We start from the raw sequence: 23,257 nt of genomic DNA, 5'->3' as shown, positions 1-23,257 counted from the left end.
CTCGGCGAACAAGCACCCCACCGCGAATTATTAACTCATCTCCATTCTAGTATTAACTTCTGGTAGAACACGCCGTGTTCATAGCAGGTAAATTAATACTTTTCCGGCGGGTAGGGTCGAGTAATGACTCCCTCCGAAGACCGCGGGGACGCCGAGCGCGCGCCCGCGGACGCCGACGCACCCACCGGGGTGACGCTCGAACTCGCGGTGCCGAGCATGGACTGCGCGTCCTGCGCCGGCAAGGTCGAGAACGGCCTCAGCGGCGTCCCCGGCCTCCAGTCGTACGAGACGCACCCGACCACGGGCCGGGTCGTCGCGACGTTCGACCCCGCCGACGCCGACGAAGACGAGGTTGTCGCGGCCGTCGAGGGCGCGGGCTACGAGGTCGTCGGCGTCGACGGCGGCCGCGACAGCGAGTCGAGCGGCGACCACGACGAGGCGGAGGGACACGACCACGGCGGCGAGGCGGGCGTGTGGCGGAGCACGCGCGCGAAGAAGACCGCCGCGAGCGGCGTCCTCCTCGCGATCGGCCTGGTGTTCGAGTTCGTCGTCGCGTCGAACCCGCAGGTCGCGGCGGTGCTCGGCGAACCCATTCACCTCGCGGACGCGCTCTTCCTGGTCGCGGTCGGTCTCGGCGGCCAGGAGATCGTGCGCAACGGCTACTACTCCGCGCGGAACTACAGCCTCGACATCGACTTCCTGATGACGCTCGCCATCACGGGCGCGCTCGCCGCGAGCGTCGGGTTCGGGGAGTCGCTCTACTTCGAGGCGGCGACGCTCGCGGTGCTGTTCAGCGTCGCGGAACTCCTCGAACGCGCGTCGATGGATCGCGCGCGGAGCAGCCTCCAGGAACTGATGGATCTCTCGCCGGACGAGGCCACGGTGAAGCGCGGCGACACGACCGAAACCGTCCCCGTCGAAGCCGTCGAGGTCGGCGACGTGGTCGTGGTGCGTCCGGGAGAGAAGATACCGATGGACGGCGTCGTGGTAGAGGGCGGGAGCGCCGTGAATCAGGCCCCCATCACGGGCGAGAGCGTGCCCGTGGACAAGACCGAGGGCGACGAGGTGTACGCCGGCACCATCAACGAGGAGGGCTACCTCGAAATCGAAGTCACCGCGGCCGCGGACGAGAACACGCTCTCCCGGGTCGTCGACCTCATCGAGGACGCGCAGTCCGAACAGACCGAGCGCGAGCAGTTCGTGGAGCGGTTCGCCGCCTACTACACGCCAGCCGTCGTCGCGTTCGCCGTGCTCGTCGTGCTCGGGAGTCCGTTCGTCCTCGGAACCTCGTGGACGGACGCGTTCGTGAACGGCCTCACCCTCCTCGTGCTCGCCTGCCCCTGCGCGTTCGTCATCTCCACGCCCGTCTCCGTCGTCTCCGGACTGACGAGCGCCGCGAAGAACGGCGTGCTCGTGAAGGGCGGCCCGCACCTCGAAGCCGTCGCGGACGTGGACGCCGTCGCGTTCGACAAGACCGGCACGCTCACGAAGGGCGAACTCACCGTCACCGACGTGGTTCCCCTGAACGGGAACACCGAAGCGGACGTGCTCCGGTGCGCGCGCGGCCTCGAACGCCGCAGCGAACACCCGATCGGGGACGCCATCGTCGAGCGCGCCGACGCGGAGTCCGTCCAGCGTAACGACGTGTCCGACTTCCAGAGCATCACGGGGAAGGGCGTGCGCGCCGACCTCGACGGCACCCGGCACTACGCGGGCAAACCCGGCCTGTTCGAGGAACTCGGGTTCGACCTCTCGCACGTCCACGCGACCACGGACGGCGGCGTCGTAACGAAAACGTCCCAGGCGTTGTGCGAGCGCCACAACTGCCTCGACCTCCTCTCCGACACCGTCCCCGAACTCCAGTCCGAGGGGAAGACCGTCGTTCTCGTCGGCACGGCGGACGAACTGGAGGGCGTCATCGCCGTCGCGGACGAAGTACGCCCGGAAGCCGAGCGCGCGGTCTCGCAGTTGCACGCGCAGGGCGTCGAACACACCGTGATGCTCACCGGGGACAACGAACGCACCGCGCGCGCCATCGCCGACCAGGTCGGTATCGACGACGTGCGCGCCGAACTCCTCCCCGAGCAGAAAGTCGCCGCCGTCGAAGCCCTCGTTGACGAGTACGAGACCGTCGCGATGGTCGGGGACGGCATCAACGACGCGCCCGCGATGGCGACCGCGACCGTCGGCGTCGCGATGGGCGCGGCCGGCACCGACACCGCGCTCGAAACCGCCGACATCGCCCTCATGGGGGACGACCTCTCCCGCCTCCCCTACCTCCACACGCTCGCCATCCGCGCGAACACCGTCATCCGGCAGAACGTCGGCGCGAGCCTCGCCGTCAAGGCCGGCCTCGCGCTCGCCGTCCCCTTCGGTTACGTCCCCATCTGGCTCGCCGTCCTCGCCGGCGACGCCGGCATGACCGTCGGCGTCACCGCCAACGCGATGCGGCTCTCCCGCATCACCGCCGAGTAATCCAGTCCGCCTTCTTTCGACCGCGACACCCTCGTCAAAACTATTACGTGTTCAGCGCGGGCAGAGTGACGTGATGCCCTCCAGACGACGCGTGTTGCGGGCGGCCGCCGGCGGTCTCGCCGCCACGACGGCGGGTGCGGCCGGCGCGGCCGCGCTCTCGACGCGCGAACCGAACGCACAGACCGACGGCGAGCGGTGGCCGATGGCGCGCCACGACCCCGCCGGCACCGCGCACAGCCCCGACGCGAGCGGGCCGACGGACGACGTGGAACTCGCGTGGACGGCGAACATGCCGGGGTGGTTCGTCGGCGCGAGCGAACCGATACTCGTGGACGGAATCGTCTACGCCGCCGGCGGTGGCGTCGTCGCGGTGGACGCCGCGACGGGCGACCGGCGGTTCGCGGTCGAGGGAACCGCGCAGGCGACCCCCGCGCACACGGCCGCCGACCACTACACGACGCCGACGCTCGCGACCACGGGCACCGGCGGGCTCAGCGGCTGGGACGCGGCGGGCGGCGTCGAACTCCCGGTCGTCGGCTGGCGCGTCGGCACCGAACGCTGGCGCGGCCCGCGCGCGCCGGACACCCTCGGAACGTACTCGTTCGGCCCGCGGTCGTTCCGGGGGCCGTCCCCGGTGAGCGTGGACGGCCGCGTCGTCGCCGCCGTCCCCGAACGGGGGCGGGTCGTCGTGCTCGACGGCGACACCGGCGACACCGCGTGGTCGGTCGAACCGGACGCCGGCGACTACGGCGACACGGTTGTCAACGACGTCGTCGTCCGGGACGGCGTGGTGTACGTCGCGAACTACCCGTATCGCGTCAACGCGTACGACCTGGCGACGGGCGACCGGCGCTGGCATCGACGGCTGGACGACCGCGTGCACGTCGTGGCCGCGACCGACACGGGTGTCCTCGCTCTCACCCGGGAGACCGCGCGACTGCTCGCGTCCGCGGACGGCGCGACCGCCTGGGAGTACGACCACGACGGGAACGCCGTCGAGAGCGAACCGGCGGTCGCCGACGGTCTCGCGTTCGTCGCGGACGGCACGGAGTCCCTGCACGCGCTCCGCCTCGACACCGGCGAACCCGCGTGGACGGCCGGGTTCTCCGGACGGGGGTCGCCCGTCGTCGCGGACGGCGTCGTGTACGTCGTCGGGGACGGGTACGAGTTGCGCGCGTTCGACGCCGCGACCGGCCGCCGCCGGTTCTCGTTCACGCCCGAACGCGTTCCGCTCTCGACGCCGATCGTGTCCGGCGGCCGGCTGTACGCCGCGAACCGACACCGCGTCCTCGCGCTCGCGGAACCATGACCGGGGACGACCGACAACCCGCGACGTTCGGCGGCCTCGTGCTGGCGCGGGTGCGCGCCGACCCCCGGCTCGTCGTCCCGTTCGTCGCCGCCGGCGTCGTCGTCGCCGCCGTCGATTGGCTCCGGCGCGCCGACCCGCTCCCCGCAGGCGACCCCGTCTGGATGTACGACACGGTCAGCGTCCAGTACAACGTCTTCCCCGCCGGCGTCGCGCGAACCACCCGCCAGCTCGGCGCGTTCGTCCACCTCGAACTCCCCGCGCTCGCCTGGGCCGTCGCGCTCGAAGCGCTCGCCGCGCTCGCGGTCGCCGCCGCCGGCTGGTACACCATCACGCGATGCCTGACCGCCGACCCCGACTCCCTCGCCGGGTACGCCGGCTGGATGGTCGCGCTCGCCGTCCTCCCGGGACTCGTCAGCCTAGAGGGTTCGGTGGGCCTGCTCCCGCTCGGACTCGCCGTGCTCGTCGTCGTCGCGTTCGTCGTCGCGTACGTCTTCCTTCTCCCCGGGTTCCTCGCCGCCGGCTACCGGTTCGACCGCGCGCTCCGCCGGAGCGGCGACGCCTCCCACGGGCGCAGGCTCCCGTTCGTCGTCACCGCGGTCGTTCTCGGATTGGGCGCGTGGCTGCTCGCCCGCGTCCCGGTCGCCGGCGGCTTCCTCAGCACGGCGGTCGTCGGCACCGTCCAGGCCGTGCTCGTCGGCGCGCTCGTCGACCGCTACGAAACCCGCGGTGACGCCGACGACGCCTCTGGCGAACGGTAGCTCAGAGCGTCCGTCGCTTCCGGTGTCCGGTCGCGACCATCCTATCCCGATAGTTTTTAGGATTGCCTAAACCTCGGTGGAGGTGAATGAGCGACCGCCCGGACATCTGCGTCGTCGTCCCGACGATACGCGAGTACGACTGCGTGCGGAGTTACGTCGAGAACGCCCGCCGCCACGGCTTCGACACCGACCGGCTGTTCTTCGTCCTCGTCACCGAGGACTTCTGCGACACCGCCGCGATGGAACGCATGCTCGACGACCTCGACGTCGCGGGCGCGGTGTTCGACGGCACCGGCCGCGACGCGTGGTTCGACGACCGCGGCCTCTCCGAGTACGCCGACCTGATTCCCGCGGCCAGCCACGCGCAGACCTCGTTCGGCCTGCTCTACCTCTGGGACGACCCGGGATTCGAGTACGGCGTGTTCATCGACGACGACACGCGGCCGCACGACGACGTGGACTTCTTCGGGACGCACATGACCAACCTCCACTACGAGGGCGAGGTGCGGTCGATGCGTTCCGACGAGCAGTGGGTGAACGTCCTCCACGAGGGCGACAACGACCTCTACCCGCGCGGATACCCGTACGCGGCGATGGACGAATCCGTGACCGCGGAGACCGAGCACGTGGACTCCGTGGTCGCCTCGCAGGGCCTCTGGACGAACGTCCCCGACCTCGACGCCGTACGCATCCTGATGGACGGCGACCTCCGGGGGCAGGCGCAGACGCGAACCGCCCGCGAGGACTTCGAGACGGATTTCGTCGCCGCGTCCGGCCAGTACCTCACGGTGTGTTCGATGAACCTCGCGTTCCGCCGGGAGGTCGTGCCCGCGTTCTACCAGTTGCCGATGGACGACAACGACTGGGAGGTCGGGCGGTTCGACGACATCTGGTCGGGCGTGTTCCTGAAGCGCGCGTGCGACGTGCTCGACACCCAGATATACAACGGCGACCCGCTCTGCGAGCACAACAAGGCCCCGCGGTCGACCTTCGACGACCTCCAGAACGAGGTCGCCGGTCTCGAACTGAACGAACACGTCTGGAAGGTCGCAGACCGCGTCGGCGGGGACGCAGACTCGTACGCTGGCGTGTTCCGCGCTATCGCGGACGAACTCGCGACGGGTGACTGGAGCGACTGGAACAACGGCGGATTCCTGAACGAGTGCGGAGAGGCGATGCGGGCGTGGCTCGACTGTCTGGACGCCATCGAGTCCCGGGAGACCGACCCCGCGACGGCGGCCGCGCTGGACTGACGAAACCACAAACACTTAGGTTATTTAGGTTCGCCTAAATCATATGCGCGACTCACGTCGAACCCGCCGACGCGTTCTCCAGACAGCGGCCGCCGGGTCGCTCGCCGGCCTCGCCGGCTGCCAGGGACTCATCGGCGGCAACTCGGACGACGAAAGCGTAACAATCCCCGAACTCGCCACGTTCCGCGGCTCCGGAGCCATCATCGAGGGCCGCCCCGCGCCCGGCGGCACGTCCATCGAAGACCTCCCCGACCTCTCCGGCGAACTCAACCTCTACATCGGCGGCGGCGAAGGCGGAATCTACTACCGCTTCGTCGAGATGCTCCAGGAGATATACCCCGACTTCACCGTCTACGAGAGCAGCGCCGCGTCCTCCTCGCTCGCGCAGAACATCGTCGAAGAAGTCGAATCGGGCGCGCCACAGGCGGACGTGTTCTGGTCGATAGACGCCAGTTCGCTCGGGTACGTCGCCGACAACGACGCCTACGACCCGCTCGGCGATACCGTGGTCGAACCCGTCCCGAGCGGCTTCCAGGGTGACGACAACGCCTGGGTCGGCGTCGCCGGCCGCGCGCGGAGCGTCCCGTACAACACCGACCAGCTCGACGAGAGCGACGTCCCGGCGACCGTTCGGGAGTTCCCGACCACCGCCTCGTTCCCGAACACGGTCGGCTGGGCCCCAACGTACGGCGCGTTCAAGTCGTTCGTCACCGCGATGCGGTTGCTCCGCGGCCCCGACCCGACCCGCGACTGGCTCGTCGCGATGCGCGAGAACGGCGCGCAGCGCTTCCCCGACGAGTTCGTCGTCTCCCAACGCGTCGCCGACGGAACCATCCCGGTCGGGTTCGCGAACCACTACTACGCGCTCCGCGTGAAGAACCAGCGCCCCGACGCCCCCCTCGACCTCGCGTTCACGAGCGGGGACGCCGGCGCGCTCGTGAACGTCGCGGGCGCGCTCAAGATACAGGGCACCCAGAAGTCCGACCTGGTCGACCTGTTCGTCCGCCACCTGCTCTCCGCGGAAGCCCAGGAGTTCTTCGCGACCGTGAGTTTCGCGTACCCGATGATTCCGGGCGTCGAACCCGTTGGCGACCTGCCGACCATCGACGAACTGAGCCCCCCGGACATCGACCTCTCCGCGCTCTCGAACCTCGAAGAAACGCTCGAAATCATGCGAGAGGCCGGCGTTCCTGGATGAGCGTCGGCGACCGACTGACCAGCCTCCCCGACCGGGTCGCCGACGACACGGCGGTCGGCACCGGACTGACACTGCTCGCCGCCGCGCTCGCCGCCGCGCTCGTCGTTCCGCTCGGATGGCTGTTCGTCGACGTGCTCGGCCTCGGCGGTCGCGCCATCGACCTCGCCACGTCCGCGACAACGCTCGCCGTGCTCGCGCGCAGCGTCGCGCTCGTCGCGGTCGTCACCGCCGGCAGCGTCCTCGTCGGCGTTCCGCTCGCGGTGTTGACCGTGCAAGCCGACATCCCCTTCAAGCGGTTCTGGACCGTGCTCGCGGCGCTCCCGCTCGCCGTCCCGAGCTACCTCGGCGCGTTCGCCGTCGTCTCGGCCACGGGCCAGGACGGCGTGCTCGTGAACGCGCTCCGGCCGCTCGGCGTCGAGACGATACCCACGATAGACGGCTTCACCGGGGCCGCGCTCGTCCTCACCGTCTACACGTACCCGTACGTGTTCCTGACGACGCGCGCCTCCCTCCTCTCGCTCGACGCGTCCCTCGTCGAGGCCGCGCGCACGCTGAACTCGGGCCGCTGGGAGGCGTTCCGCCGCGTCACCCTCCCCCAGATACTGCCGGGCGTCGCCGCCGGCGCGCTCCTCGTCGCGCTCTACACGCTCTCCGACTTCGGCACGCCGAACATCATGCACGTCGAAGTGTTCACGCAGTTCATCTACGCGCGCTACACCGGGTTCATGCGGGACTACGCGGCCCTGCTCTCCCTCCAGTTACTCGCGGTCACCGCGGTCATCCTCGCCGTCGAATCCCGCATCGGCGCGGACGACTCCGGCGCGTACGCGAGCAGCGGCAATCGCGGCGCGCTCTCCATCCGCCTCGGCCGCCTCCGCTACCCGCTCCTCCTCCTCCCGCTCCTCGTCGGCGCGACCGCGATTCTCCTCCCGGTCGTCGTGTTCGCGCTCTGGCTCACGAGCGGCGGCCCCGGCTACGCGGGCGGGTCGATGGCGTTCTCGTGGACGTACGGCTGGAACTCGCTCTACGTCGCGTTCCTCGCGGCCGTCGCGTCCGTGCTCGTCGCGCTCCCGATCGCGCTCCGGTCGGCCGCGTCCGACTCGCGGCTGGCCGCGCTCGCCGACCGCGCGCCGTACGCAGGCTACGCCGCGCCCGGTATCGTGCTCGCCATCGCGCTCGTGAGCTTCAGCCTCGACGCCGCGCCCGCGTTCTACAAGACCCTGCCCCTGCTCGTGTTCGCGTACGTCGTCAGGTTCGTCCCGCAGGCCATCGGGTCGATGCGAACCTCGGCGCTCCAGGTGGACAGGACGCTCGTCGAGGCCGCGCGCACGCTCGGCCGGTCTCGATTCGGCGCGTTCCGCTCCGTCACCCTCCCGCTCATCGCGCCCGGCATCGTCACCGGTGCGGCGCTCGTGTTCCTCACGACGATGAAGGAACTCCCCGCCACGCTCATCCTTCGTCCGTTAGGCTTTGATACGCTCGTCACGTACATCTGGCGAGTAGAGGAAGCGGGGCTGTACGGGCGGGCGGCGCTCCCGGCGCTCGTCCTCGTGGTCGTCTCCGGCCTCTCGATGGCCGTCATCCTCGCGCAGGAAGACACGGGCGACGGTGACACGAATGAGTGAGACACGCCAGACACGACCGGACGCGGACGAGCACGACCGACCACCAATCCTCGAACTCGACGGGGTGACGCGGTCGTTCGGCCCCGAAACCGCCGTCGATTCGCTCTCTTTCGACGTTCGCGACGGCGAACTCCTGACACTGCTCGGCCCGTCCGGCTGTGGGAAGTCGACCACGCTCCGCCTGATAGCGGGTCTCGAACGCCCCGACGACGGCCGCGTTCGCGTCCGCGGGGACGTCGTCGCGGACGACGGGACGTTCGTCCGCCCCGAGAACCGGGACATCGGACTGCTGTTCCAGGACTTCGCGCTGTTCCCCCACCTGTCGGTCGGGGAGAACGTCGCGTACGGTATCGCGAACCGGCCCGACGAGGCGGTCGAGCGCCGCGTGAGCGACCTCCTCGACCTCGTCGGACTGGCGGACTACGCGGACGCCGCGCCGGACACGCTCTCGGGCGGCCAGAAACAGCGCGTCGCGCTCGCGCGGTCGCTCGCGCCGGAACCCGACGTCATCCTGCTCGACGAACCGTTCTCCAACCTCGACGTGTCGCTACGACGCGAGATGCGCGAGGAGGTGCGTCGAATCCTCAAGGAAACCGGCGTCACGGCGATTTCGGTGACGCACGACCAGGAGGAGGCGTTGTCCATCAGCGACCGCGTCGCGGTGATGAACGACGGCCACCTCGAACAGGTCGGGCGGCCCGAGACGGTCTTCGAGCAGCCGACGTCCCGGTTCGTCGCGGAGTTCATCGGCGAGGCCGGGTTCGTCTCCGGCCGATTCGCCGACGGACGGGTGGAGACGCCCGTGGGAGACGTGCCGGCGGACGCCATCGCGGGCCTCGACGCGGAGTACGAGGGCGCGGACATCGACGTGCTCGTCCGCCCCGACGACCTGCGAGCGGTTCCCACCGACGACGGGAACGGCCGCGTCGTCCACCGCCAGTACACGGGACCGGCGTTCGTCTACCGCGTGGAACTCGACACCGGCGGACTCGTGTACTGCGAGCACAACCACGCCGACCAACTCTCCCTCGACCGGCGAGTCCGCGTCGACCTCGACATCGACCACAGGCTCGCCTGGTTCCCGACCGAGGAATGACTCGGCGCTGGCACTGGGGCGTGCTCGCGCTCGTCGGTGTCGCGGCCGTGGTCGCGTGGCTGGTATCGACGACGGTGTTCCCCTATCACTCCCTGAACCACGACGAGGGCGTCTACCTCCAGCAGGCCGCGATGTTACTCGACGGCCAGGTGTTCCTCCGGCCGCCGATGGAGGACGCGTTCCGGCCGTGGTTCTTCGTGGACACGGGCGACCGGCTGTACGCGAAGTACGCGCCGGTTCCGGCGTTCTTCTTCGCGCTCGGCGAGCTGTTCGGCGCGTACCGGCTCGCGCTCCCCGGTATCGCCGCCGGGGTCGTCGCGCTCACCGCGCTCGTCGGGCGCGAGGTGTTCGATTCCCGCGTCGGCCTGCTCGCCGGCGCGTTCGTGCTCGCGTCCCCCCTGTTCGTCGTCGAGTCGGGCGTGTTCCTGCCGTACGCGCCGACGACCCTGCTGAACCTCGCGTTCGCGTACGCCTACCTGCGGGCCGACCGAACCGGGAGCCGCCGGTGGGCGGCCGTCGCCGGCGGCGCGGTCGGGGTAGCGTTCTTCTCCCGGCCGTACACCGCCGTCCTGTTCGCGACCCCGTTCGTGGCGCACGCGCTCTGGACGCTCTACGCGGACTGGCGGGCGGCGCTCCCCCGGCAGGCGGTGACCGCGGCGCTCGGCCTGGCCGGCGTCGGCGTCACCCTCGGCTACAACGCGCTGGTGACCGGGGACGCGTTCGTCTTCCCCTATCAGGCGTTCGCGCCGCTGGACGGACTCGGGTTCGGGCAACGCCGCCTGCTCGGCCACGAGGTCGTGTACACGCCGGAACTCGCCGTGCGCGTGAACCGCATCGTCCTCGACCTGTTCTTCACGAAGTGGGTGGCGGGCGGCGCGTTCGGAAGCCTCCTCGCCGCCGCGGGCGTCGTGTGGGCGGGCCGCCGCGAGTGGTCGGCGCGCGCCGCGGCGGTGGCCGGCGTGTTCGTCACGGTCGCCGCCGGCAACGTCTACTTCTGGGGGACGTTCAACATCCTCGGTGACGTGTCGAGGGCGGGCGACGGACTGGTGTCCGTTCTCGGCCCCTACTACCACTTCGACCTCCTCGTTCCGACGGCGGTGTTCGCGGCGTTCGCGGCCGTCCGCGGCGGTACGCGCCTGCGGACGGCGGCGCGCGAGCGGTTCGACCCGCGGGTCGCGCGCGTCGCGGTCGCCGCCGTGCTCGTGGTCGGCCTGACGGGCGGCGCGGTCGTAACCGCGGGGAACGCGGCCGACCCCGTGCAGACGAACCTCGACGTGACCGAGACGTACGAAACGGCGTACGCGCCGTTCGAGGACGGCGCGCCCGCCGAATCGGTAGTGTTGCTTCCGGATCCGTACGGCGACTGGCTGAACCACCCGTTCCAGCCGTTGCGGAACGACCCCGGGTTCGACGGACGGGCGGTGTACGCCATCGACGACCGGCCGTTCGCGGTCGCGGACGCGTTCCCGAACCGGTCGCTCTACCGGTACGTCTACCGGGGCGTCTGGAACCCCGCGGCGGGGTCGCCGTCCGCCGCACGCCTCCAGCGCGTCGAGGACGTGTCCGGGGCGGCCGTGACGCTTGAGGCCCGGTTGGGCGTGCCGTCGGCCGCGACCGCGACCACGATTCGCGTCGCGACGGACGCTGAGAGCGCGTACTACACGGCCGAGCCGACGGACGGCGCGGTCGGCCTGAACGTGTCCGTGCGTGACGGTCGCGTGTCCGTCGCGGGCGACGTGTCCGCCACGGGGAACGACTCGCTGACCGTCGCCGGACGGGGGACGGTGCGGGTGTCGGCGTTCGTCCAGTACGGCGGCGGGGACGGGTTCACGTACCGGCTGTCCCTGCCGGTCGATGCCACCGGGGGCGACGTGCGCGCGCTGTCACCGCGGGTCGAGCGGTGCGCGAACGTCCGGGCGTGCGGCGGTGCCGCGGCGTACGTGCCGTCGCCGTCGCGGCCGAGCGTGTTCGTGAACGTGTCGATGACGGTCGCCGAACACAACCACTAAGTTTAGGCACACCTAAACATGGGTGGATGAAGCTGAGTCGCCGCGACGCGCTCGCCGCGCTCGCCGCCACCGGCGTGACCGTCGGTGGGGCGGTCGTCCTCACCGGCGACGACGGGGCGGACGACCGACCGCTCGACGCCGACAGCCGAACGACGATGGTCGCCGCCGCCCACACCCTCTACCCGACGCCGGTCGAGAACGTCGCGTCCTTCGTCGAAACCTTCCTCGACGGCCGCGTCCGCGACCACCCCGACCACGCGGCGGGCATCGCGGCCGCGACCGACTACCTCGACGACTACGCTCGCTCCTGGCACGACGAGTCCTTCGCCGACCTCCACCGGTTGACGCGGTCGGACGCGCTCCACGCGATGAACGCGGACACCGCCGACCCCGACCCCGACGGGAGCGACGTCGAGCGCGTTCGGTACTACGTCGTGAACGAACTCCTGTACGCGCTCTACGCGTCGCCCACCGGCGGGGAACTCGTCGGCATCGAGAACCCCATCGGTCACCCGGGTGGCGCGGGGAGCTACCAGCGACCGCCATGAGCGCGAACCGAACGCCGTCCGGGTCGGCGGACGTGTGCATCGTCGGCGCGGGGCCGGCGGGGGCGCTCGTCGCGGACAGGCTCGCGGCGCGCGGCCACGACGTCGTCGTGCTCGAAGCCGGCGAGCGGTTCGACGACGACAGCCGACGCGAGCGCATGGAACGCCACATTCGGCCGGGCCACGGCCCGCTCTCCGTCTGGGACATGGGCGGGGAGCGCGACGCGTACACGTCGTCGGGCGACCGCGGATACCCGCTGAACCGGGCGCGCGTGAAGGGCGTCGGGGGGTCGACGCTCCACTGGCAGGGGATGGTGATGCGGTTACACGAACTCGACTTCGAGCAGGCGTCCCGGCACGGCGTCGCCGCGGACTGGCCGCTCGACTACGACGACCTCCGGCCGTACTACGCCGCGGCGGAGCGCGCGCTCGGCGTCGCGGGCGCGGACGACAATCCGTTCGCGCCGCCACGCGACGAACCGTATCCGATGCCGGCGTTCGAGCCGTCGTACAGCGACTCGCTGTTCGCGGACGCCTGCGAGCGACTCGGCATCGCCACTCACTCCGTGCCGAACGCGCGGAACTCGGAGGCGTACGCGGACGAGTCGCCGTGCATCGGGTACGGCACCTGCAAGCCGGTGTGTCCGTCGGGCGCGAAGTACGACGCGACCCGACACGTCTCGTCGGCGGAAGCCGACGGCGCACGCGTCATCGACCGGGCGGCGGTGCAGCGACTCGAACACGACGCGTCGGGCGACCGCGTGACGGCGGCGGTGTACGCGACGCCGGACGGCGAGACGCACCGCCAGCAGGCCAGTCAGTTCGTGGTCGCGTGCGGCGGGGTGGAGACGCCGCGCCTCCTCCTGCTCTCCGCGTCCGACGCCTACCCGGACGGCCTCGCGAACACGAGCGGCGCGGTCGGCCGGTACTTCATGGATCACGTGTTCGCGGGAACCGGGGGCGTGCTGGACGCGGAGACGCGGCAGAACCACGTCGGGTTCCTGACGAGCGAGTGCCACCAGTTCTACGACGACCCCCGGCGCGGAACCGAGCAGGGCGTGCCGGACGCGGAGGGCGACGCGAGCGACTACGCGCGGCTGAAACTCGAATTCCTGAACTACGCGGGGCCGTCGCCGGTGATGGAGGCGCTCGGGAGCGAGGAGTGGGGGGACGCCCTGCTCGGGTCGCTCCGGCAGTCGTACGGTAACCACATCGCGATGGGGGGATTGGTCGAACAGCGGCCGCGCGCGAGCAACTACGTGGGGTTGGACGAATCGCGGACGGACGACCACGGGAACCCGGTGCCGGACGTTCACTGGGGTATCGACGACGTGACGCGGCGGACGCTGGAGCGAGCGAACGAGATTCAGGAGCGCGTCCTGGACGAGCTGGGCGCGGAGGTGACGTGGCAGGTCGGGCCGGAGAACACCGGGCCGGCCTTTCACCATATGGGGACGACGCGGATGGGCTACGACCCGGCCGAGAGTGTGGTGACGCCGGAGATGCGGACGCACGACCTCGACAACCTCTGGATTGCGGGGAGTAGCGTGTTCGTGACGGGCGGCGCGATGAATCCGACGTTGACGCTCGCGGCGCTCTCCCTGAAGGCGGCCGACCACCTGCACGACACCCTCGCGAGTGTTTAGGTAAGCCTAAAAATGTGGCGGGTGTGTGGGCACGTGTGCCCGACGACACGTACACCTTCGACGACGTCAGCGTCGTCATGGGGACGTACAACGAAGAAGCAGCCATCGACACGGTTCTCACCGACATCGCCGCGGTCACCGACGACCGAGCGAACGTCGTCTGCGTCGATAGCTCACAGGATCGAACGCCCGAGATAGCACGCGAACACGGCGCGACCGTCGTCGAACAACCCCCGCAGGGGTACGGCGTCGCCGTGCACGAAGCCATCACCACGCCCGACCGACCCGTCGTCGTCACCACCGACTGCGACGACACCTACCCGATGGAACGACTCCCCGACTTCCTCGACGCGATCAACGACGGCTACGACGTCGTCAGCGGCGACCGCCTCTACCACGGCGCGGACGCGATGCCCGACACCAACCGGTACGGGAACATCGCGTTCGCCCTCCTCGCATCGCTCCTCCTCGGGGAGCGCGTCCACGACACCACCACCGGTATGCGCGCGTATCGCCGTCGCGTCATCGAGGACATCACGTGGACGGAAAACACCGGACTCTCCGCCGAACTCCTCCTCCGCCCGCTCGCCCGCGGGTATCGGGTTCGCGAACTCCCCATCGACTACCGCGAACGCGCCGGTGAGACGACGCTCGACCCCCTCACGGGCGGCCTCGCGATCGCAAAATCAATCCTCACCGTCGGCGTCGAGGAACGACACCGCTGACACTACACCGCGCGTTCCAGTTCGACGACGAACACCGCGCCCCGTGGGTCGTTGTCCTCGACGTGGACGGTGCCGTCGAACTGTTCGACGAGCGTCTGGACGAGGTAGAGGCCGATGCCGGAACCGGGGCTGGCCGCGCCTTTCTCGCCGCGGTCGAACAGCCGGGATTTCTGGGCGTCGGGGATGCCGGGGCCGTCGTCGGCGACCCGGATTTCGACGGTGTCGTCGCGTTCGGTGCAGGAGACGGTGACGGACGGGGTGTCGCGGTCCGAGTGGCGGGCGGCGTTTTCGAGGAGGTTCCGGAACACCGAGGAGAGGAGGCCGGTCGCGCGCACGTCCACGTCCGGAATCGCGCCCTCGACGGCGTAGTCGGCGTCGGGGTGGGATTCGCGGACGGCGGCGAGTTCCGCGGTGAGGGTTCGGTGGAGGGAGACGGGGCGGAGGTCGAGGCTGGCCGCGCCGGAGAGCGCGTCGAGGAACTCGCCGACGGTGTCCGTCACGTCCACGACGTGGTCTGCCGTCCGGAGCACGCGGTCGAGGGCGTCCCGGCCGTCGTCGTCCACGTGGTCGCGGAGGGTTTCGCCCCAGCCGGTGATGACGGTCATGTCGTTGCGGATGTCGTGGCGGACGACCCGCGTGAGGGCTTCGAGCTGTTCGGTCTTCGACTCCAGTTGGCGGCGGTAGGTCTCACGGTCGGTCACGTCGGTGAGCGTGACGAGCTGGCCCATCCGGGCGTCCCCCGCGGTGAACGGGGCCGTGGACACCTGGTAGTACCGCGTGGTGTCGTCCTCGACGGCGACGACGCCGGGGTCGTCGAGTTCGGCGGCGAGCAGGTCGTTCACGCGGTCTATCGGCGCGCCGACCGACCCGTCCAGGCTCGGGAGGATGGCGAGCGCGGCGGTGTTGTAGTCGCGGACGCGGCCGTCCGCGTCGAGGAACACGGCGGGGTCGGTGGCGTTGCTCGTGAGGCGAATCGCCTCGAACCGGCGGGCGTACACGAACAGGACGCCGACCGCGAACAGCGCGACCCCGGGCGGTTCGTACATCAGTGGGAGGAGCCAGTCGATTTCCTCGCCGAGCGTCGTCGCGAGCGCGGGCACGCCCGTCAGGACGAGCAGGACGACGAGCGGTCGGCTGTCGGTGCCGGTGCGGTAGAACCGTTCGAGCAACATGAAGAAGCCGACAGCGGTGAGCGCGTACGAGAGGCCGAGGATGAGCCAGTACGCGGGCTGGTGGACGACGGCGAGGTGGGGGAACGGCGTGGTCGTCCACTCGGTCGTGAAGTAGAACTCGTGGAGGGGGTTCGTCACTTTCAGGCCGACGACGACCGCGAACGCCGCGAGCGCGGTCTTCCGATAGGGCACGCGCCGCGGCGGCCGGCCCGTGTACGCCGCGCAGAAGTAGAGGAACGCGCCGACCGCGACGAACGCGAAACTGAACCCGAGGATGTAGAACGCCTCCCGGAGGGCGTTCGTCGGTGCGACCAGGTAGCCGACGTAGCCCGCGGCCCACAGTCCCACAGACCCCAGCAGTCCCACGAGCCCCCAGCGAGTGTCTGCGTGCTGGATGGCGAGCGCGCGCGGAATGCTCACCGCGCAGAGAACCGCGGACACCGCGAACACCGCGACGTGCGCGAGGAGGAGACCGTCCATACGGGTTGGTTTCGGTGGCTTCGCCATAACGTCTCGGGATACCGCCGCCCGAACCCGCGGCGAAACCAAGCCGTGACGTTCCGGAACGTTCTTTTCGACGCCGTCGCGTGATTCGCGTATGCCAGCCCTCCGAAGTCCGGTCGTCCGCTACGGCATGGGTGCGAGTTCAGCAATCATCATCTTCGCCATCGCGTTCACGTTCACGGAGGGCATCATGCAGACGATGCTGTTCGCGGTCGCGGTCGTGGAACTCCTCATCGTCCCCCAGTTCCTGAAGGCCGCGGCCGAGTAGGGTCGGTCGCCGGAGTTATCGTGGCGCGGTTTCTTGCGGGCGTATGGACACGACGACGCTCATCACGCTCGGCGCTGTCGCCGTGGTGTTGGTCGGTGGCGCGGCGGTCTTCCTGTGGCGGCGGTCGTCCGCCGACGAGCGCGAATCCCGGCGCGCGCACGAGGCCGCGCAGGAACGCGAACCGCCCGTCGAACTCGGAGAGACGTACGAGTTCGGCGTCACGGAGTTCACCGACCACCACTCCGGCGAGCGCGTCGCCGTCGGGAAGGTCGAGGGGTTCGTCGTCTTCACCGAGGACGTTCCGGACTCCGTGCGCGAGGGCGACGTGATTCGCGCGAAAATCCTCTCCTTCAATCAGGGGAAGACGTCGGCGGACGCGACGTTCGTCGAGACCGCCTAGTCGTCCGTCGCGGCTACTTCTTCCGCGTCGACCCGGTCTTCCGTGAGGTCGGCGTCCCGCCAGGTGCCGCGCTTGTACCACGCGTAGGCGAGCACGCCGCCGAGGACGTTCGAGACGGCGAACGCCACCCAGATACCGGTCTCGTCGAGCGGGCCGGACGCGAACCACGCGATGGGGAACCGGACGAACCCGAGGATGACGACGGAGATGACGGCCGCGGTGAGCGTCTTCCCCGCGCCGCGGAAACTCCCGACGAAGGCCTGCGTCACGCCGATGAACCCGAACGTGAGCGCGACGTACCGGAGGAACTCCGCGCCGACGGAGACGACCTGGTCGGCGTTCGCCTGGTCGGCCCCGACGAACGCGGAGATGATCGGTTCGGGGAACGCGAACACGAGGAGACCGGTGAGCGCGAGCACGACGAACAGCACTTTGCTCGCGAGGGTGGCGGCCGCGGCGGCGCGGTCGGGTTGGCCCGCGCCCATGTTCTGGCCGGTCATCGTCTCGACGCCCCGGGAGATGGCGATTGCGGGGAGGAAAACGACGGAGAACACGCGCGTGCCGACGCCGTACGCGGCGACGACCGCGTCGGGGAAGAACGCGACGATGAACAGGAGGAGGTTCATCGAGATGGCGCGCCCGCTCCCCTCGACGGACGCCGGGCCGCCGATGCGGACGAGGCGGCGGAGGTAGTCGATGTCGGGAGCCATGTCGCGGAGGTGTATCTGGACGCCGCGGCGGCCGCCGAACATGATGGCGAGGCCGACGACGAGCGCGAGCGCCCGCGAGAACACGGTGGCGATGGCCGCGCCCTGGATGCCGAGTTCGGGGAACGCTATCGTGCCGACGACGGGGGCGTTCTCGACGACCGTCCAGCCGAAGATGAGGAAGGGGTCGAGGACGATGTTGAGGACGACGGAGCCGAACATGACGACCATCGGCGTGATGGTGTCGCCGTACCCCCGCATGAGGGAGATGAAGACGGCGAACCCGAACATGAAGAGGAGGCCGAGCGAGATGACTTCCATGTAGCTGGTGGCGAGCGGGAGCACGTCGGCGGACGCGCCCATCAGGGAGAGGAAGTCGCTGACGAAGAAGTACCCGACGCCGCCGAGCACGACGGAGATGATGACGGCGAACGTGATGGTCTGGGAGGCGGCGTACTCGGCTTCGCGTTCCTCGCCCGCGCCCGTGAACTGGGCGACGAGGACGCTTCCGGCGACGGAGACGCCCATGCCGAGGGAGATGAGGAGGAACACCATCGGGAACGCGAAGCTGATGGCGGCGAGGGCGTCGGTGTTGTACTGGCCGAGCCAGAAGGTGTCCGCGAGGTTGTACGCGGTCTGGAAGAGGTTCGTGATGACGATGGGCAGCGAGAGGTAGAACAGGGGTTTGCCGATGCTGCCGGACGTGAGGTCGAACTCCTCGGGGCCCTTGAAGACGCGTTCTATCTGCCGGCGGACGCCCATCAGGCGGCCACCCCGCGGGTCGTCGTTCGGTTCGCACGTGACGGGTGTCTGCTCAATCGGTGGGTGTGCGTCATTCGTTACCCGTACTTACTGACTGGTCAGTCAAAAACGTTCTGCGTTACGCGTTCACAGTGATCCGCGACCGCCACAGCGCAGCGGAGACCGACGATCTCACACTAATCAGTTGAATAGCAATACCTCTATCCAACGAAAATAGAATAAAGACCTACTTAGTGGTTGGTGTGTCGGCATCCGCGGTCGGCGAGCCGGCGGCTACCCGCTCCGCGGCGCGCGGTCGGCGGGTCAGTGTGTCGTCACGCCCACGTCTCGTCGAGGACGCGGAGGATGTTCTCGCCGAGGATTTTCTCGATGTCGCGGTCCGAGTAGCCCTCCTTGACGAGCCAGCGCGGGATGTTCTGCCAGGCCTCCGTCGGGTTCTCCAGCCCGCGAACGTACTCGGTCTGGAGGGTAGACTCGGGGAGTTCGACGCCCTGGTCGGCGGCGAGCACGCGGAGCAACTCTGTGTGGTCGCCGTACAGGACGTCCGGGCCGAACGCGACGTGGTCGATGCCCACGAGGTCGACGAGGTACTCGAAGTGCTCCATGTACTCGTCGATGGACGGGAGGTGGGCGGAGGAGAGCAGGCCGATGACGCCGCCGGTCGCCGCGATGGCTTCGAGTTCCTCGTCGCTCGTGCCGCGTTTGCCCATGCCCGCGCCCTGCGCGAGTGCGTGCGTGTCGAATATCGGTTTGACCGTCACGTCGCACACGTCGAGCGTGGTCTGCTTGCTCGCGTGACTGGTGCTCACCGCGAGACCGAGGTCGTTCATGCGCGCGATGGCGTCGACGCCGAACGTCGTAAGACCGCCGTCTACCTCGTAGACGCCACCCTTCCCGGCGCCGAGGCTGTTCGAGGCGTCGTACGTCACGCCGATAGACCGGATGCCCATGCCGTAGAGCTGGTCGAGGCGGTCGAGTTCGTTCTCTATCATCGCCGCCGATTCGAGAGCGGGAACGAACGCGAGTTGGCCGTTCTCGCGGGCGCGTTCGATGTCCTCGACGCCGCTCGCGCGAATCCCGTAGTCAGAGTGCTGGATGTCGGCGGCGCGCATCGTCACGTCGTGGACGATCTCGCTCCACTTCCAACCGTGGTGGGAGTGGATGTGCGAGAGCCCGTCGAGGTGCATGTCGAACACGGCGTCGAGCGGCGTCTCGGAGAGCGCTTCGAACGCGGTGCGCGCGCGGCCGGCGCGAATGTAGTCCTGGATGTCCTCGGAGAGGTGTTCGGGGAAGTAGAATGGGTGGTCGTGGAGGGAGATAACGGTGTCGTCGAGAACGGCGTTGAGGCGGGCTTCCTCGTCGTCGCTCAGGGGAACCTCGTAGGGGTCGAAACCGGCGTGAACGGCGGGAAGGTCGAACTGTTCGTAGGCGTCGTCGTCGAGATAGTCGTACGACTCGTACTGGTCGTACCGCTTATCGCGTCCCATACACCTGCACGGTAGGAAAGTGAGGGTTAAAACCCTCGCATTGTGGCAGCCTTTAGCGGGTGGTTCACTCGAACGGGAGGTCACTCGACTTCCTCCGCAACCCGCCGTTTCAAGAGCGTCGCGCGAGTACGCGCCGGTATGGATAGCTCACGATTCGACAACGTCGACGACATCGACAGCCGCATCCTCCAGATTCTCGCGGCGGATCCGCGTGCGCCCTACTCGGAGATAGCGGCGCAGTTGGAGGAGGCCGGCTACGAGATGTCGACCGAGGGAATCCGCTATCGGGTGTCGAACCTCCTGGAGATGACGACGGTGTTCTTCCTCCTCGACCCGGAGAACGTGAGCTGGGAGATCGTTCGTATCGCCGTGGAGGCGGTGGACGAACCGGGTGCGAAGGACGCTACGTTCGACCGGCTCGCGGAAATGCGGTTCTGGCATGTCGTCCGCGGTATCGGGACGTACGACGTGTACGCGGTCGGGATGGCGCCGACGCTCCGCGAAATTGACGAGCTCGTGACGGCTATCGAGGAGTACGAGATGGTCGAGCGCGTCGACCACATCGTCGTGACGGATCGCGAGAGCAACATGGACGATTACTACATGGCTCCCGAATACGAATGAATCCCGGGAGACCTCAAGATTCATACGGGTTCGCTGGGTAGAGAACGCGCATGACGACGTACGGCTGCAAGGTGTGTCGACTATTCGACGAGTACGACCTCACGGGATACGAGGAACGGCTCGTCGACCAGTGGACGGCCGACGGGTCGCGCCGGAAGGGCTATCGGTCGCTCGCCGACTGGTTGAACGTCGCGCTCCTCCGGAACACGATGGATCGCGCCGGCCTCCAGACGCTCGGCGACGAGGCCGAATCGAAGTACGAGCGCCTCCAGGGGGACGACGCGACCGCGGCCGAGGTGCGGAACGTCCTCCGCGAGGAGGGCGTCCCCATCGACGACCTCGAGTCCGACTTCGTCTCGTACGCCGTCGTCAGAACCCACCTCAAAGACTGCCTCGGCGTCGAACGAACCGACACCTCGACGACCGACAGCAACTGGGAGGAGGACGCCCTCGACATCGCGGCGAGCCACGCCGAGTCGAAGGCGAGCGAGGCCGTCTCCTCGCTCACGACCAAGAACCGCCTCAGCGCGGGCGGCGACCTCGCGGTGCACGCGACCGTCGAAGTCGAGTGCGAGAACTGCCGAACCCGTGTCCCCGTCGAGCGCGCGCTCCACCGCGGCTACGTCTGCCAGTGTAACTCATGACGTTCGAACTCACAGTCCGGAACGTTGGCGGTATCGACGAACTCGAAACGACTTTCGGCGACGGCGTGACGTTGCTCTCGGGGCCGAACGCGTCGAACAAGACTTCGCTCTTGCACGCGCTCACGTTCGCGCTGGGAAGCGACGACGTCCCGTTGCGGAGCGGCACGTCGCGCGCGGAGGTGACGCTGTCGAACGGCGACCGGTCGGTGACGCGAACCGCGGAACGCGCGGGGACGGGACTCTCCGTTTCGGGCGAATCGTGGTTGGGCGACGCGGACAACGCGGACGACCTCGTCTCGTTCGCCACGTTCCTCGAGTTCAACGACCTCCGCGCGGCGGTGCGGAACGGCGACTCCTTCGAGGAGACGCTGAAAGCGCCGCTCGAAGTGTCGTCGCTGGAGGCGGAGCGCGCGGCGAAGATAGCCGAGAAGCAGTCCCTGGAGGACGACCGCGACGACCTCGAAGGTGCGGCGGACGACCTCGCGGACGTGGAGGCGTCCCTCTCGGAGGCGCGCGAGCGGGTCGCGTCGCTGGAGGACGACCTCGACGACTTGCTCGCGCGCACGACCGCCGACGAGGACGACGAACTGGCGGCGCTCCGCGACCGCCGCACCGACCTCGCGGCCGAACGTGACGAGCAGCGGCGGCGCGTCGAGAACACGGAGGACGCCATCGAGCGCCTCGAGAACCGGCTGGAAACCGTCGAAGCCGACCTCGCGGACGCGCGGTCGACGGCCGACGAGCACGACGCCGCGGAGTTACGGGCGGAGAAGGAGCGCCTGGAGCGACGGGTGGCGGAGCGCGAGAACCGCCTGGACGTGTTGCAGTCGGTACTGACCGCGAATCGAGAAATGCTGAATGGCGACTTTACGGGCGCGCTCGGGCAGGACGCGGGCCTCACCGGGGACGAGTACGCGTGCTGGGCGTGCGGGCAGAACGCGCCCGAGTCCGCGTTCGAGGGGACGCTCGACGACCTCGTCGACCTCGTCGAACGCGACCGCGAGCGACTGGAAGACCACCGCCCGCGTATCGAGGCGGTGTCGGAGGACTTGGCGGCAGCGGAGGACGCGGCGGCGCGCGTCCGCGACCTGGAGGCAGACCGCCGCGAGGTCGTGGAGTCGCTGCGGGAACGGCGGTCGTCGCTCGCCACCCAGCGCGAGCGGCTGGAGGAACTCGAAGGAGACCTCGACGACCTCGACGAGCGAATCGCGGCGCGAGAGCACGAGCGCGCCGCGGAGGCGGACGGCGTGGTGGCGGAGATCGAGGAGACGCGGGCCGCGCTCCGGGACGCGCGTTCGACGGTAGGGCGGCTCGAAGACCGCCGTAGACGTCTGGAGTCGGCGGTCGCGGAGTACGAGGAGTTGGAGAAGCGAATCGCGGAGCTCTCGTCGGATATCACGGCGTTGACCGACCGCATCGAGAACGCCGAGGCGGAGTTGCGCGAGTCGTTCAACGAGGCGATGGACGACCTGGTGTCCGTGCTGGAGTTTGAGCGCGTGCAGCGCGTGTGGTTGGACGGCGACTTCGAGTTGGTCATCGCGCGGGAGGTCGAGGGTGCCGTCCAGCAGGAGAGCGTGCGGCATCTCGCGGAGTCCGAACGTGAACTCATCGGGCTGGTGCTGTGTCTCGCGGGGTGTCTGACGTACGACGTGCCGGAGGCGGTTCCGGTGGTGGCTGTCGATTCGATGGGTGCGTTCGACGTGGTTCGCGCGCAGCGGCTCGTGGAGTACGTGGGGGATCGCGTGGATCATCTGCTCGTGGCGATGCATCCGGATCGGGCGTCGGCGCTCGAGTTCTCCGTGACGGAGATCCGGGACGCGCTGTCGGCGTAGGTCTGCGTTCTTCTTCGTGTTCACCCCGCAGCCAGTGACAACCCTTCACATGGTTTACGATTCTGTTTGTGAAATCCACGCACACTCACCGAGATAATAACGCACTAAGGGTGTTATTCTATGTGGAAAATTCTGCGCTCACCCCGCAAATCACAGAACGCGTTCTGTCCCCACCGACCGACAAACCTCCTCCACTCCCAGACGTCCGCGTCCGCAAC

General features: G+C 69.1%; 19 protein-coding genes. 16 read left to right on the top strand and 3 right to left on the bottom strand.

Annotation, left to right across the window (positions count from 1 at the left end; translation table 11 throughout):
• Positions 1-123 precede the first annotated feature (123 nt).
• From LI334_RS07205 to LI334_RS07155, 11 genes are all read left to right on the top strand, one after another.
• Entirely contained in the window at positions 124-2,475 is a 2,352-nt protein-coding gene (locus tag LI334_RS07205) for a heavy metal translocating P-type ATPase (RefSeq protein ID WP_406675852.1), read from the top strand.
• A gap of 73 nt (positions 2,476-2,548) precedes the next feature.
• Positions 2,549-3,784, top strand: a complete 1,236-nt coding sequence (locus tag LI334_RS07200; protein ID WP_227259717.1) for an outer membrane protein assembly factor BamB family protein — start codon at positions 2,549-2,551, stop codon at positions 3,782-3,784.
• On the top strand, positions 3,781-4,542 hold the full coding sequence (locus tag LI334_RS07195) for a hypothetical protein (RefSeq protein ID WP_227259716.1): 762 nt from the start codon (positions 3,781-3,783) through the stop codon (positions 4,540-4,542). Before LI334_RS07200 ends, LI334_RS07195 begins: the two co-directional genes overlap by 4 nt.
• Before the next feature lie 86 nt (positions 4,543-4,628).
• Positions 4,629-5,795: an alpha-1 4-glucan-protein synthase gene (locus LI334_RS07190; RefSeq protein WP_227259715.1), complete on the top strand. Its 1,167-nt coding sequence runs from the start codon at positions 4,629-4,631 to the stop codon at positions 5,793-5,795.
• A 43-nt stretch (positions 5,796-5,838) separates the two neighbouring features.
• Positions 5,839-6,993, top strand: coding sequence for an extracellular solute-binding protein (locus LI334_RS07185; RefSeq protein ID WP_227259714.1), 1,155 nt, complete (start codon positions 5,839-5,841; stop codon positions 6,991-6,993).
• Complete coding sequence (locus LI334_RS07180) at positions 6,990-8,618, top strand: ABC transporter permease (protein WP_227259713.1); 1,629 nt, start codon at positions 6,990-6,992, stop codon at positions 8,616-8,618. Before LI334_RS07185 ends, LI334_RS07180 begins: the two co-directional genes overlap by 4 nt.
• Entirely contained in the window at positions 8,611-9,714 is a 1,104-nt protein-coding gene (locus LI334_RS07175) for an ABC transporter ATP-binding protein (protein WP_227259712.1), read from the top strand. Before LI334_RS07180 ends, LI334_RS07175 begins: the two co-directional genes overlap by 8 nt.
• Entirely contained in the window at positions 9,711-11,723 is a 2,013-nt protein-coding gene (locus LI334_RS07170; RefSeq protein WP_227259711.1) for an ArnT family glycosyltransferase, read from the top strand. The genes LI334_RS07175 and LI334_RS07170 overlap by 4 nt, the downstream gene beginning before the upstream one ends.
• Before the next feature lie 26 nt (positions 11,724-11,749).
• Positions 11,750-12,271 (top strand): gluconate 2-dehydrogenase subunit 3 family protein, encoded by a 522-nt coding sequence (locus tag LI334_RS07165; protein WP_227259710.1) that lies wholly within the window; start codon positions 11,750-11,752, stop codon positions 12,269-12,271.
• On the top strand, positions 12,268-13,914 hold the full coding sequence (locus LI334_RS07160; RefSeq protein ID WP_227259709.1) for a GMC family oxidoreductase: 1,647 nt from the start codon (positions 12,268-12,270) through the stop codon (positions 13,912-13,914). The genes LI334_RS07165 and LI334_RS07160 overlap by 4 nt, the downstream gene beginning before the upstream one ends.
• Before the next feature lie 77 nt (positions 13,915-13,991).
• A complete protein-coding gene (locus LI334_RS07155; protein ID WP_227262329.1) occupies positions 13,992-14,639 on the top strand; it encodes a dolichyl-phosphate hexose transferase in 648 nt (215 codons plus the stop codon).
• Positions 14,640-14,641: 2 nt separating this feature from the next.
• On the opposite strand, the gene LI334_RS07150 is transcribed toward LI334_RS07155, so the two are convergent.
• Positions 14,642-16,291: a sensor histidine kinase gene (locus LI334_RS07150; RefSeq protein ID WP_227259708.1), complete on the bottom strand. Its 1,650-nt coding sequence runs from the start codon at positions 16,289-16,291 to the stop codon at positions 14,642-14,644.
• A gap of 118 nt (positions 16,292-16,409) precedes the next feature.
• Here LI334_RS07150 and LI334_RS07145 point away from each other — a divergent pair, with 118 nt between their 5' ends.
• Entirely contained in the window at positions 16,410-16,583 is a 174-nt protein-coding gene (locus LI334_RS07145) for a hypothetical protein (protein ID WP_227259707.1), read from the top strand.
• Positions 16,584-16,626: 43 nt separating this feature from the next.
• The gene (locus LI334_RS07140; protein ID WP_227259706.1) at positions 16,627-16,983 is read left to right on the top strand and encodes a TRAM domain-containing protein; all 357 of its coding nucleotides are present in this window, start codon (positions 16,627-16,629) and stop codon (positions 16,981-16,983) included.
• On the opposite strand, the gene LI334_RS07135 is transcribed toward LI334_RS07140, so the two are convergent.
• A complete protein-coding gene (locus tag LI334_RS07135) occupies positions 16,980-18,452 on the bottom strand; it encodes an MATE family efflux transporter (protein WP_227259705.1) in 1,473 nt (490 codons plus the stop codon). The two genes, LI334_RS07140 and LI334_RS07135, sit on opposite strands and share 4 nt — an antisense overlap.
• Before the next feature lie 314 nt (positions 18,453-18,766).
• Positions 18,767-19,939, bottom strand: coding sequence for a dipeptidase (locus tag LI334_RS07130; protein ID WP_227259704.1), 1,173 nt, complete (start codon positions 19,937-19,939; stop codon positions 18,767-18,769).
• A 138-nt stretch (positions 19,940-20,077) separates the two neighbouring features.
• Here LI334_RS07130 and LI334_RS07125 point away from each other — a divergent pair, with 138 nt between their 5' ends.
• The 3 genes from LI334_RS07125 to LI334_RS07115 are packed head-to-tail and all read left to right on the top strand — an operon-like array spanning position 20,078 to position 23,039.
• Positions 20,078-20,563: an AsnC family transcriptional regulator gene (locus tag LI334_RS07125; RefSeq protein ID WP_227259703.1), complete on the top strand. Its 486-nt coding sequence runs from the start codon at positions 20,078-20,080 to the stop codon at positions 20,561-20,563.
• Positions 20,564-20,613: 50 nt separating this feature from the next.
• Positions 20,614-21,207: a rod-determining factor RdfA gene (gene rdfA / locus LI334_RS07120; RefSeq protein WP_227259702.1), complete on the top strand. Its 594-nt coding sequence runs from the start codon at positions 20,614-20,616 to the stop codon at positions 21,205-21,207.
• Positions 21,204-23,039, top strand: coding sequence for an archaea-specific SMC-related protein (locus LI334_RS07115; RefSeq protein ID WP_227259701.1), 1,836 nt, complete (start codon positions 21,204-21,206; stop codon positions 23,037-23,039). Before rdfA ends, LI334_RS07115 begins: the two co-directional genes overlap by 4 nt.
• The last annotated feature ends 218 nt before the right edge of the window (positions 23,040-23,257 follow it).

The sequence above is a fragment of the Salarchaeum japonicum genome (assembly GCF_020614395.1).
Taxonomy (GTDB): Archaea; Halobacteriota; Halobacteria; order Halobacteriales; family Halobacteriaceae; genus Salarchaeum; species Salarchaeum japonicum.
Note: the sequence above shows the minus strand (reverse complement) of the source record. Positions and strands in the feature narration are given on the sequence as shown.

Coding starts and splice junctions, on each gene's coding strand:
- LI334_RS07205 (WP_406675852.1), top strand. CDS start 124: ATGACTCCCTCCGAAGACCGCGGGGACGCCGAGCGCGCGCCCGCGGAC.
- LI334_RS07200 (WP_227259717.1), top strand. CDS start 2,549: ATGCCCTCCAGACGACGCGTGTTGCGGGCGGCCGCCGGCGGTCTCGCC.
- LI334_RS07195 (WP_227259716.1), top strand. CDS start 3,781: ATGACCGGGGACGACCGACAACCCGCGACGTTCGGCGGCCTCGTGCTG.
- LI334_RS07190 (WP_227259715.1), top strand. CDS start 4,629: ATGAGCGACCGCCCGGACATCTGCGTCGTCGTCCCGACGATACGCGAG.
- LI334_RS07185 (WP_227259714.1), top strand. CDS start 5,839: ATGCGCGACTCACGTCGAACCCGCCGACGCGTTCTCCAGACAGCGGCC.
- LI334_RS07180 (WP_227259713.1), top strand. CDS start 6,990: ATGAGCGTCGGCGACCGACTGACCAGCCTCCCCGACCGGGTCGCCGAC.
- LI334_RS07175 (WP_227259712.1), top strand. CDS start 8,611: ATGAGTGAGACACGCCAGACACGACCGGACGCGGACGAGCACGACCGA.
- LI334_RS07170 (WP_227259711.1), top strand. CDS start 9,711: ATGACTCGGCGCTGGCACTGGGGCGTGCTCGCGCTCGTCGGTGTCGCG.
- LI334_RS07165 (WP_227259710.1), top strand. CDS start 11,750: ATGAAGCTGAGTCGCCGCGACGCGCTCGCCGCGCTCGCCGCCACCGGC.
- LI334_RS07160 (WP_227259709.1), top strand. CDS start 12,268: ATGAGCGCGAACCGAACGCCGTCCGGGTCGGCGGACGTGTGCATCGTC.
- LI334_RS07155 (WP_227262329.1), top strand. CDS start 13,992: ATGGGGACGTACAACGAAGAAGCAGCCATCGACACGGTTCTCACCGAC.
- LI334_RS07150 (WP_227259708.1), bottom strand. CDS start 16,291: ATGGACGGTCTCCTCCTCGCGCACGTCGCGGTGTTCGCGGTGTCCGCG.
- LI334_RS07145 (WP_227259707.1), top strand. CDS start 16,410: ATGCCAGCCCTCCGAAGTCCGGTCGTCCGCTACGGCATGGGTGCGAGT.
- LI334_RS07140 (WP_227259706.1), top strand. CDS start 16,627: ATGGACACGACGACGCTCATCACGCTCGGCGCTGTCGCCGTGGTGTTG.
- LI334_RS07135 (WP_227259705.1), bottom strand. CDS start 18,452: ATGGGCGTCCGCCGGCAGATAGAACGCGTCTTCAAGGGCCCCGAGGAG.
- LI334_RS07130 (WP_227259704.1), bottom strand. CDS start 19,939: ATGGGACGCGATAAGCGGTACGACCAGTACGAGTCGTACGACTATCTC.
- LI334_RS07125 (WP_227259703.1), top strand. CDS start 20,078: ATGGATAGCTCACGATTCGACAACGTCGACGACATCGACAGCCGCATC.
- rdfA (WP_227259702.1), top strand. CDS start 20,614: ATGACGACGTACGGCTGCAAGGTGTGTCGACTATTCGACGAGTACGAC.
- LI334_RS07115 (WP_227259701.1), top strand. CDS start 21,204: ATGACGTTCGAACTCACAGTCCGGAACGTTGGCGGTATCGACGAACTC.